Raw genomic sequence first — 8,842 nt, forward strand, 5'->3', positions numbered from 1 at the left:
CTGCCGTTCGAGCTGTGTGCCTCTGGCCATCGTTCCCTCATCCAGCCGCGCGAGGTGGATTCACGCGGCCTGTTCGACTGTATGCGGAGACACGGGAATCGCCGCCCGCGCCTCGACGATCGCGCGGCAATCCGGATCGGCGCACGACCACATGCCGTCGCTGCGATTCCGGAAGACGCCGAAGCCGAACGAGGCGCCGAACACGCCGCACGACGCGCAGGTGCGCTCGACGGGCGGCTCCCGCTCCGCCTCGGCCGCCTTCCGCGCGGCCTCGCGGTCGCGCAACTCGGCCTTCCAGAGATCGGGGCGCCGGCTCACGACGCACCTCCGCTCTGGCCTTGGCGCTGGTCGAGGCGGGCCATGAGCCGGCCGATGTCCGGACCGTGGCCGGTCGCGCGGAGCCGGGCGAGGTCCTCGTCCAGCTTCACCCGCTGCGCCCGGGCGATCTCGGCCGGCGTCTCGGCGCGGTGCCGCACTGGCTCGGCTTTGCGCATCCGCTGGAGATGCGCCTCGGCCACCTTCGCGACCTCCGCGCGCTGCTCCGCCGTCGGCACGTCGTAGACCTCGGCGTCCAGCAGGCGGCGAATGTGCAGGAGCTGCGTCCGGAGCAGGATCAGGCCCTCGCGCACCTCCGCGGCGAACTCGGCCGGCGAGGGGCGGAAGCGCTTCGACCAAGGCAGGCGCGTCTCGCCCGAGCGGAAGCGCTCGGCCGCCGCGTGAATCGCCGCCAGCGGGAGCCCTTTCACCGCGGAGATGTACTCCGCGATGAGCTTGTCGTTCTCCTCGTCGTCGCGTCCGCGCCCCTGCTCGAATCCGAGCAGCACCCGGGTCACGATCGCATCGACGGCCACGCGGTCCGGCGAGATTGCCTCGCGTCCACGTGCCTCCTCCCGCCAGGGGGCCAGCTCAGCCACCAGCCGCTCGGAGACGTCGCAGAGCGCTCGACGCTCGGCTGTCGTGACCGCCCTGTCCCGCCGCACGCAGTATCGCGTCGGATGGACGGGATGGGCCTCCAGACAGCCATGCAACGCCTCGATCCTCGCCACGGTTGGGCTCGGCAGCGGGGCCGTTAGCGTCGACGGTAGGCGGCTCGACATCGAAAGCTCCCTGCTGGAACTGTTGGTTGAGGCGGATCAGACGGCCGGCGAGGCCGGTGGGGCGATCAGAGGGGCGGCCAAGAACCGGGAGGCGGTCCTGATCCTCGCGGCGCTTCCGCAGGCGGATCTCGACCCAGCTCGAGAAGTCAGCGAGCTCGCGGCCGTCGGCGTCCTCGATGACGCTGAGCACGAAAACCGCCTCGTCCCGGGCGATCGACAGCCAGTGGCCCATGAGCTTGCGGGCGAGGTCGACCGGCCTGGAGGTATTCGAGCAGATCAGCGCCACGCCGCGCTCGACGGCGGCGAAGCGGTCAGCCTTGCCCTTCGCGATCAGGTCGGCATTCGAGCCGGCTGTCTCGCCACCACCGTCCAGCGCTCGCGCACCGCGGGCAGCATCACTGACCTGACGGTTCCCTTGGTGGTTCAGTGACGGTTCAAACGTAGTGAGCCCGGCACCTCGTGCCGGTTGCTTGGAACGAGGTGCCGGTTGATCGGAACGACGTGCCGGTTGCTCACTATCAGCCGGCATCTCGTGCCGGTTGAGCGGGTCGCCCATGCTCAGGACCAAGATGTCCGAGGCCCGGGTGCCGTCCTTGCGGCGACGCTCCCGGCGCTCGACCAGCCCAGCGTCGACCAGGGCGGCGATGGCGTTGCGTACGGCCCGGACCGAGAACTCGGTGTCCTCGGCAAGCTGCTCCTGCGAGGGCCACGCCTGGCCGTTCGCGTCCGCGTAGTCAGCGATTGCCACCAGGACCGCCTTTAGGGTCCCGCTGCCTGTCCGGGCCCGCTTGGCCCATGCGTGTGCCTGTACCGACATGGCCGCTACTCCGCCGCCATCGGCATCGGACCGGGCGCATGGTCGGCCTCGGTGAAGTCTTCCCAGGACATGCGGCTGAGCTGCGTCGGGCCGCGGTGGGAGAGGTCCCAGACGAACCAAGCGAAGGCCATGTTCGAGGAGGCCTTCGGGCCCTCCCAGCCGTCGCGGTGCATCATCGGCAGGCGCTTGCGGAAGCAATACACCCGGGCGAGCGTGCCGGTGTCGAGGATGGAACCGCGCGAGATGCTCTCGTAGAACGAGAACCGCAGCAGCATCATCACGCGCGGGCAGAGCCGCACGGCCTGTTCCACGAAGGCGCGAGCGTCCTTGTAGGGCGGGTTCGTGACGATGCAGTCGATGCCCTCGGGCGCCGCGTCGACCTTCAGGAAGTCGACGTCCGAGACCTGCCCCTTCCAGCCATAGTCGACGAGGTCTGTGGCCAGGACCTCGTGCCCGGCCGCATACAGCTCGCGCACGATGGCGCCGGGCCCGCAGGCCGGCTCCCAGATGCGCCGCGGCATCCACTCGATCGCCATCAGCGCACGCACGGCCACGGCCGGCGTCTCGTAGAGGTCGTTCCCGCGCTCCGAGAGCGCGTGCGCCTTGTTCTCGCGGTGGCTCACGCTGCAGCCCTCCGTCGAAAGGCCGGGACCATCCGCGAGAGCACCAGCATCACGCCGCGATCCAGGCGCGGCGCCAGCTCCGTCCCGTCCGGATGGTAGGAGCGCTCGCAGAGGCGCATGGATTCGGCCGCGTCGAGCGCGTCGCCATAGGTGCCGCGGAACAGCTCGCGGCCCGAGAAGATCAGCACCCATGTCATGCCGCCGCCCTCACGGCCTGCGGCTCCAGCGCCGTGACCTGGATCACCAGCTCGGGCGTCTCGCCGTAGAACTTGCGGACAAGGCCATCGACCACGGAAGCGTCGTCAGCCCACACGACCTGGTTCAGCGCGTCGATGACCTTGGCGATGTTGTCCCAGTCGGGCTTGGTCGTGGGCCGCAGGCGGCGCTCGATCGCGTCCAACCGCTTCCGCTTCGACCAGCTCGCCGGGATCGGCATGGTCGCGAAGATCCGGACCTCCAGCGGTCCGGTGAGGAGGGCGCGCCCGCGCATGGCGGCGCCGGCCGCGAGGCGCAGGGCGCTCTCGTAGGCTTCGGTCTTCTGATCGGGATGAGAGTGGATTCGCGCCACGCCTCCCCGATGGACGAGCTGCGCGCGGTGCCGGCCCTTCCCACGAGGGGCGCCGGGCAGGCGGATGATGACGGTCTCGGACACCGCGCGCCTCCAGGCTCAAGCGTCCGCGGGTTCGCGCGTGCGGCGCGACCGGGTCTCGCGGGCCGGCGGCTCCGGCAGAGGCGAGCGATCGGCTTCGCCCTCGGCGTGGCCCTCGTCGCCCTCACCCTCCTCGTCGCCGTCCTCGGCCTCGTCGCCCTCGTCGATAGGCAGGTCGGGCTGATCCTTGTCCGCGACCGCATCGGCGCGCTGGCCGAAGAAGACGCTCGGCTCGGCCAGGACGAGGACCGCAGGCTTCGCGCCGTGCTCGGCCAGCTTCGTGATGTCGTCGACCGACCCGGAGGCGCCGACCTCGAGCTTGAGGCCGTCCTTCACGGTCCACTTACCGGTCGAGACGACCAGGTGGTCGAAGCCCTGATGCGCGACGACCTTGATGGCCTCGCGCACCGTCTTCCCTGCGACCTCGTCGCAGCGGCCGATCATCAGCCGCTGCTCGTGCTCGGACATCTTGGTCCAGCACGGCATCTGCCGGCAGATGTTGTCGAGGATCCGGTCGCGGATATCGCCGCGCAAGGTCTCGATGCCGAGCTCTACAGCGCCTTCGGCTTGCGCGACCGCGTCTGTTGTGGCTTCCATTGCTCTCTCCATGGATGGGCGCCACGCCCATTCTCTTCAGACCGCCCGGCACCCGCTCCCACAGCAGGCCGGGCGGTTCTCGTTTCAGGGGTGCGGGCGGTTGCCCGGCAGGCGCGGGTCGTGACCGCGGCGCGGGACGAGCGGCTCCTCGACGACGGGCGAGCGGTCGCCGAGCGGCGCGTGGAACTGCTGCTGCGCGGCCGCCGGCGTCATCGCCACCAGCGCGTGCGCCATCGCCTCCGCCCAGCCGAGCAGGGCGATCAGGCCGTTGCGGAGGATTGCGTTCACGGCCGTCTCGGGGACGTGCTCCTCGATGCCCTTGCGCAGGGTCGAGAAGTGGCCGGGCAGAGTGGTGACGAAGGCGCCGACGGACATGGTCAGGCCGCCCGGACCGGATCAGCCTCGGACACCGCGAGCTGGTCGCGGAGCAAATAGCCTTCCAGCGGCCAGAGCTGCCGGAAGGCGTTGTCGTAGGCGTAGCGCTCGCCGACCTGCTGGTCGTAGTTCTCCGGCGCGGCCGGGGCGCTATGCCCCTCGACGAAGAAGCCGTTCCGCAGCGTGATGATGCAGATCGTGAGGTGCCGGACGCGAAAGTACTCGACGTCCGCGATCTTCGCCTTGATCGACGCCTCGGTGACGCGCGGCGCCGTCTTCGTCTCGACGATCGCCTGCGTCTCGCCGAGCGACAGCGCCGGCTCACCGCGGGCGTCGGCCTGCCGCGAGACCGGCGCATACCCGGCCTCGAACACCGCGCGCGGCGAGTGCGAGAGGTAGCCGTCGCTCTGCCCCGGGACCGGCGCGTACCGGACGAGCATGTCGCCCTCGGTCGGCGCGCCGCGCGAGGCGAAGCCGGCCGGCACGTCGATGACGGCCCCGCCCGCCAGGGCGATCCGGCCCGAACCGTCCGACCGGAACTCGGCCGCCGCGATCGGATAGGCCTCGACCTGCTTGTGCGAGACGTGCGTCGGCGAGAACGGCGGCAGGGAGCTGCCGACGACGACGCCCTGATCCGACGGCACGACGTCGCCGCCCAAGTCCTTCGGATCGCACCCCATCGTTCACTCCTCCTCGTTCGCGGCCCGCCACAGCGGCAGGTCCGTCAGGTCCGCCAGAGCCGGCAGGCCCTGGTCAGGCGATCCAGCAGCCACAGCAGCCAGTGCCGGGGCGGGCGACCGTCCTGGACGGCTCGCAGCTGCTCCTTCAGGCGGGCGGCCTGCCGCGCGAAGAACAGCCGCGCTCGCAACCACCGCAGGGTGAGCAGACCCGACGGCGGCGGCGGTGACCTCGACGTCATGGGCGAGCCTCCTGAGTTGCCGCTCGCATTCGGCGGCGTGGGCGGCCTCGATCCGGGACAGGATGTGCGAGGCGATTTCCTTGGGCGGCCGGTAGCGGAGCGCCCACAGCTTCCCGAACGGGATGGCGGCGCGCGTCGCGATCCGGCGCATGGCGTTGGCCGTGTCGCCGGGACCGCGTGTTTCCCAGCGTAGAAGCTCGTTCGAGAGGCTCTGCCCTCTCAGCACGTCAGCATCAGGCATTTGAGCTTTCCGCAAAAACCTTTTGCACATCCACAAATCCACCCGTGGTTACTTGCGACCACGGACGGAGGGAGCCGACATGCAGAGGGAGTTCTTGAGGGTACGCACGACACACAGCGCGACCGGCAGCTTGCAGGCGGAGACGAGCGCGCAGGAGAAGGGACGACCCGGCCGAGGGTCCGAGATTGCGATGGTCTCGGCCGGGTCGCTCGCTGGCGGGAGGCGTGAGCCTGCGACCGCTGCGATGGGAGGAAGCTGTGCACAGCCGCGCGACAGCCAGTAAAGACGAGGGCAGGGCCCGCGCGTTACAGTCTCCGCGGACTGGAGCGGTAGCACTGGCGATGTGCACGGGCAGCGACATTTCAGGCCGCCTTCCGGAAGAAGCGGCCAACCGCGCGAACGACGCGCTTCAGCGCGCCGGCATCGTTCGCCGCGGACCGATGCTGCTCCGGCTGGCGAACGACAACCGCAAGGGGGAGGAGGAGGACGTCGCCGCCGGCGGCGCGATGCGCGAGGTAGGCCTGCAGGTCCGCGTCCGCCGCCTGGCGGTCCAGCTCCTGCGCCGCCTCGTGCATCCCGAGCGCCAGCAGGGCGATGTCCGCGCTCCGGCCCGTCGCCGCTTCCGCGGGACGGCGGCGCTGGATCTGCTCCACCTCAAGGAATAGCCCCGAGGCGCCGAAGCGGAGGATCCGCGCGAGCTGCATCAGGCGGTCGGCGGCGGTGAGGGCTTGCGGCATGGCAGTCGTCCGGAGGGAGACCGCCACCGGGCCGAACGGCCTACGCGCGTGGACGGCAGGGCACGCGGTGGAAAGTGTGGGGGCGGCGCTCACCGGAGCACTCCGCCGCAGACGATCAGCCCGGCGCCGACGACGAGGCCGACGTGGCTCGCGCGGCGTACCAGCCCATCAGACGGACCACCCGAGATCAGGGCGCGCCCCGCGGTGCAGCTCAGGACGATCCATGCGCCGAGGATGAGAGATGAGAGCCCCATCAGCGCCGGCCCTCCACGTCGGGGAGCAGCCGCGCGTCCTCGGTCGCCTCGTCGGCCGAGCAGAGGATGCCCTTCACGATCCGGCCGTCCTCGGTCACGGCCTGGTACCGCACGGCGAAGGGCTCGCCCCACGCACAGGGTCGCCCAGTCAGCGGCGCCCGCGAGAGCGCGATGCCGTGAAAGCCAAGCTCGGTCAGCGTCGCCCGGGCGGCGATCGGGTCGGCCTCGCAGGCGGCGAGCGCCAGCGGCAGCAGGGCCACCAGCGCGGGCCGGAGCATCCGGTGGACACCCGACCCGCGCGGCCTACCATCGGAAGTGCGAAGACCGATGGAGCTGAAGAATTGCCGGACAATCCCGACTGGTTCGCACGTGCCTTGGGCGGCGCGTCGCTGATTACTGCCGGCATCGCGCTGTGGCTCAACTGGCAGAAGAACGAGCGAGATCTCGCAGCCCTGCGTCCCCAAGTGGGTATCAGCGCGGAGCGGCAGGGTGCGCGCGAGTGGAAGATCTGTCTGACCGTGACGAACCCGCTCCTGGTGCCGATCGTCTGGCGCACGGTCCATGTGGAAGGGCCGGAGGGGCTTGGGATCGCGGACGCCGCACGTATCGACAGCGTACGCGCGCATGGGGCGAAGATCCCGATCGCCGACACGGACTACACGCCGTTCCGCCACCTTCCCGAGCCGATCACCATCGAGCCGAAGGGCACGCACGCATGGAACGCCTACGCCCGCATCCATGACCACTACGGCGCGCCGCCGAGCGCATCGCCCGTGCTTCGGGCCGGCATAGACGGCTTTGATCAGAGCCACAGCCGCCTGCGGCGCATGGCCAAGTGGATATGGCCGAGCGCGATTAGGACGTGACCGATGGCGCAGGCGACCAAGAACCAGTCCGTCACGGGCGGTCTCCCCATGCGTGAGATCGGCGCCCATCACGCGGCCGCTCCCTCGGCGGGAGGCTGGGCAACGTCAGAGCCTTCTGGCGCGTCCAGGAAGTCGTTGGGGGTGACGTGCCCGTCGGTCGCTTGAACGATCCGCTTCAGCACGTCCCACTCGGGGCGCCGGTCTCCGGACTTGTATCGCCACAGCGTCATCCGGCTGACGCCGATCGTCTCGGCGAAGTCGGAGTCCTTGATGCCGCGGTCGGCGAGAAAGTCGGCGAGCCTCATACCGCAGAGCATGTAGCCCTTTTGGATACGCGTCAAGAGGCCTGTAGCCGAAACGGATGCTCGTCACGTAACCAAGCTGGTGACAGGGTGCCCGCATGAAGGGCAAGTTTCCAAATGGCCTCGCGGAAGCGATGGCGGAGGCAGGCGTCGGGCCGACAGAGCTTGAGCGTCTGACCGGCATCACGAAGCAGGACATTTACAAGCGCGCCCACCAGAAGGCGCGGCTCACCGCAGAGATGGCGCAAGCGATTGCTCCGCACTTGGGTGTCTCTCCGGCAAAACTTCTCGGCCTGCGCGAGGTCGCGGCCTTCACTGTACCGCTGGGCGGCCGGATCGGTGCCGGCGGTGCGATCGACACTTCCACTGCGCAGGATCAGCCCGGAGTGCAGTACGAGATTGAGACGGCTGTTGAAGTCCGCGATGCGGCAGTAGCGTACCAAGTGATCGGCGATTCCATGTTGCCGATCTTCGAGCAAGACACGGTCATCATCTGCCGTGCGCACACTCAGGACATCCGCCAGCACATCGGTAAGCGGGTCGCCGTGGGTACGCACGAACACGGGCGACAGCTCAAGATCGTCCATCAGGGGTCCAAGCCGGACCTATTCGACCTCATCAGCCTCAACCAAGCCTATCCGACCCTACGCGACGTGAAGGTCGAATGGGTTGCGCGCATCGCGGCGATCATTCCGGCCGATGAATGGAAGATCCTCGAACGTGAGGCGGAGGTTCAAAACCAAATGCGCGAGCGGTTGAAAAAGCCTTCCGAGCGGCGCTCCAAATCTGAGACAGAGGAAGCCTAGATCAATGAAGTGGCTCGTCGGCGCCTCAGTCGCGCTTGCCCTGGCCGGATGCCAGACCGCTTACCAGAAGACCGGCCTAACAGGCGGCTACGATGAGCTTCGACTGTCCGAGAACACCTATCGTGTCTCGGTCAAAGGCAATGGCTTCACGTCGAAGGAGCGCGCCGGCGACATCGCTCTGCTCCGCGCGGCCGAGCTGACGCTGGAGTCCGGCTACGACCGGTTCTCGGTCGTCGGCGGCGAGGGCGTGAGCAGCCAAGTCTCAGGTTTCGATCCGATCCAGACCAATCGCTACGGCAACACGCTCGTGACCACTGGCGGCGATCCGGTATTCAAACCCGGCGGCAACATCGTCGTCCGCATGCTTCGGCCGAAAGACGCCGGATATGCAGACGCTCTGGATGCCACGCTGATCGCAACACAGCTGCGCTCGAAGATCGTGCCCAGCTAAGCCGCAATCAGCTCTAGGCCAAAACCGATACCAACCCCCGCCCAGTGCGGGGTTTTTTATGCCCGCGATCAGCCGGGCTCGGTAACCGCCTGCGAGCCGTAGCCTTTT

Annotated in this window: 16 protein-coding genes; 3 read left to right on the forward strand and 13 right to left on the reverse strand. The window is 69.0% G+C overall.

Features of this window, described 5'->3' with window-relative positions; translation table 11 throughout:
- Positions 1-60: 60 nt before the first annotated feature.
- The 12 genes from ACLBX8_RS11965 to ACLBX8_RS12020 form a co-directional block, all read right to left on the reverse strand.
- Complete coding sequence (locus ACLBX8_RS11965; protein WP_447715186.1) at positions 61-285, reverse strand: hypothetical protein; 225 nt, start codon at positions 283-285, stop codon at positions 61-63.
- A gap of 29 nt (positions 286-314) precedes the next feature.
- Complete coding sequence (locus tag ACLBX8_RS11970; RefSeq protein ID WP_447715187.1) at positions 315-851, reverse strand: hypothetical protein; 537 nt, start codon at positions 849-851, stop codon at positions 315-317.
- 55 nt (positions 852-906) lie between these two features.
- Complete coding sequence (locus tag ACLBX8_RS11975; protein ID WP_447715188.1) at positions 907-1,914, reverse strand: helix-turn-helix domain-containing protein; 1,008 nt, start codon at positions 1,912-1,914, stop codon at positions 907-909.
- Positions 1,915-1,919: 5 nt separating this feature from the next.
- A complete protein-coding gene (locus ACLBX8_RS11980) occupies positions 1,920-2,537 on the reverse strand; it encodes a class I SAM-dependent methyltransferase (protein WP_440761694.1) in 618 nt (205 codons plus the stop codon).
- Entirely contained in the window at positions 2,534-2,734 is a 201-nt protein-coding gene (locus ACLBX8_RS11985) for a hypothetical protein (protein WP_447715189.1), read from the reverse strand. The genes ACLBX8_RS11980 and ACLBX8_RS11985 overlap by 4 nt, the downstream gene beginning before the upstream one ends.
- Complete coding sequence (locus ACLBX8_RS11990) at positions 2,731-3,189, reverse strand: RusA family crossover junction endodeoxyribonuclease (protein WP_447715190.1); 459 nt, start codon at positions 3,187-3,189, stop codon at positions 2,731-2,733. The genes ACLBX8_RS11985 and ACLBX8_RS11990 overlap by 4 nt, the downstream gene beginning before the upstream one ends.
- Positions 3,190-3,204: 15 nt before the next feature.
- Positions 3,205-3,783, reverse strand: a complete 579-nt coding sequence (locus ACLBX8_RS11995; protein WP_447715191.1) for a hypothetical protein — start codon at positions 3,781-3,783, stop codon at positions 3,205-3,207.
- Positions 3,784-3,867: 84 nt separating this feature from the next.
- Positions 3,868-4,158 (reverse strand): hypothetical protein, encoded by a 291-nt coding sequence (locus tag ACLBX8_RS12000; protein ID WP_447715192.1) that lies wholly within the window; start codon positions 4,156-4,158, stop codon positions 3,868-3,870.
- Between the two features lie 2 nt (positions 4,159-4,160).
- Positions 4,161-4,838, reverse strand: a complete 678-nt coding sequence (locus ACLBX8_RS12005; RefSeq protein ID WP_447715193.1) for a Gp49 family protein — start codon at positions 4,836-4,838, stop codon at positions 4,161-4,163.
- A 3-nt stretch (positions 4,839-4,841) separates the two neighbouring features.
- Positions 4,842-5,318 (reverse strand): hypothetical protein, encoded by a 477-nt coding sequence (locus ACLBX8_RS12010; RefSeq protein WP_447715194.1) that lies wholly within the window; start codon positions 5,316-5,318, stop codon positions 4,842-4,844.
- Positions 5,319-5,680: 362 nt separating this feature from the next.
- Positions 5,681-6,055, reverse strand: coding sequence for a hypothetical protein (locus ACLBX8_RS12015; RefSeq protein WP_447715195.1), 375 nt, complete (start codon positions 6,053-6,055; stop codon positions 5,681-5,683).
- Between the two features lie 253 nt (positions 6,056-6,308).
- Entirely contained in the window at positions 6,309-6,587 is a 279-nt protein-coding gene (locus ACLBX8_RS12020; RefSeq protein ID WP_447715196.1) for a hypothetical protein, read from the reverse strand.
- 3 nt (positions 6,588-6,590) lie between these two features.
- Here ACLBX8_RS12020 and ACLBX8_RS12025 point away from each other — a divergent pair, with 3 nt between their 5' ends.
- The gene (locus ACLBX8_RS12025; RefSeq protein ID WP_447715197.1) at positions 6,591-7,175 is read left to right on the forward strand and encodes a hypothetical protein; all 585 of its coding nucleotides are present in this window, start codon (positions 6,591-6,593) and stop codon (positions 7,173-7,175) included.
- A gap of 68 nt (positions 7,176-7,243) precedes the next feature.
- On the opposite strand, the gene ACLBX8_RS12030 is transcribed toward ACLBX8_RS12025, so the two are convergent.
- The gene (locus ACLBX8_RS12030; protein ID WP_447715198.1) at positions 7,244-7,480 is read right to left on the reverse strand and encodes a helix-turn-helix domain-containing protein; all 237 of its coding nucleotides are present in this window, start codon (positions 7,478-7,480) and stop codon (positions 7,244-7,246) included.
- A gap of 95 nt (positions 7,481-7,575) precedes the next feature.
- On the opposite strand from ACLBX8_RS12030, the gene ACLBX8_RS12035 reads away from it, so the two are divergent.
- Both ACLBX8_RS12035 and ACLBX8_RS12040 read left to right on the forward strand, forming a co-directional pair.
- Positions 7,576-8,283 carry a S24 family peptidase gene (locus ACLBX8_RS12035; protein ID WP_447715199.1) on the forward strand — a complete coding sequence of 236 codons (708 nt, stop codon included), beginning with the start codon at positions 7,576-7,578 and terminating at the stop codon, positions 8,281-8,283.
- 4 nt (positions 8,284-8,287) lie between these two features.
- Entirely contained in the window at positions 8,288-8,734 is a 447-nt protein-coding gene (locus ACLBX8_RS12040) for a CC0125/CC1285 family lipoprotein (RefSeq protein WP_447715200.1), read from the forward strand.
- Positions 8,735-8,842: the final 108 nt, after the last annotated feature.

Source organism: Methylobacterium sp. D48H (genome assembly GCF_053345715.1).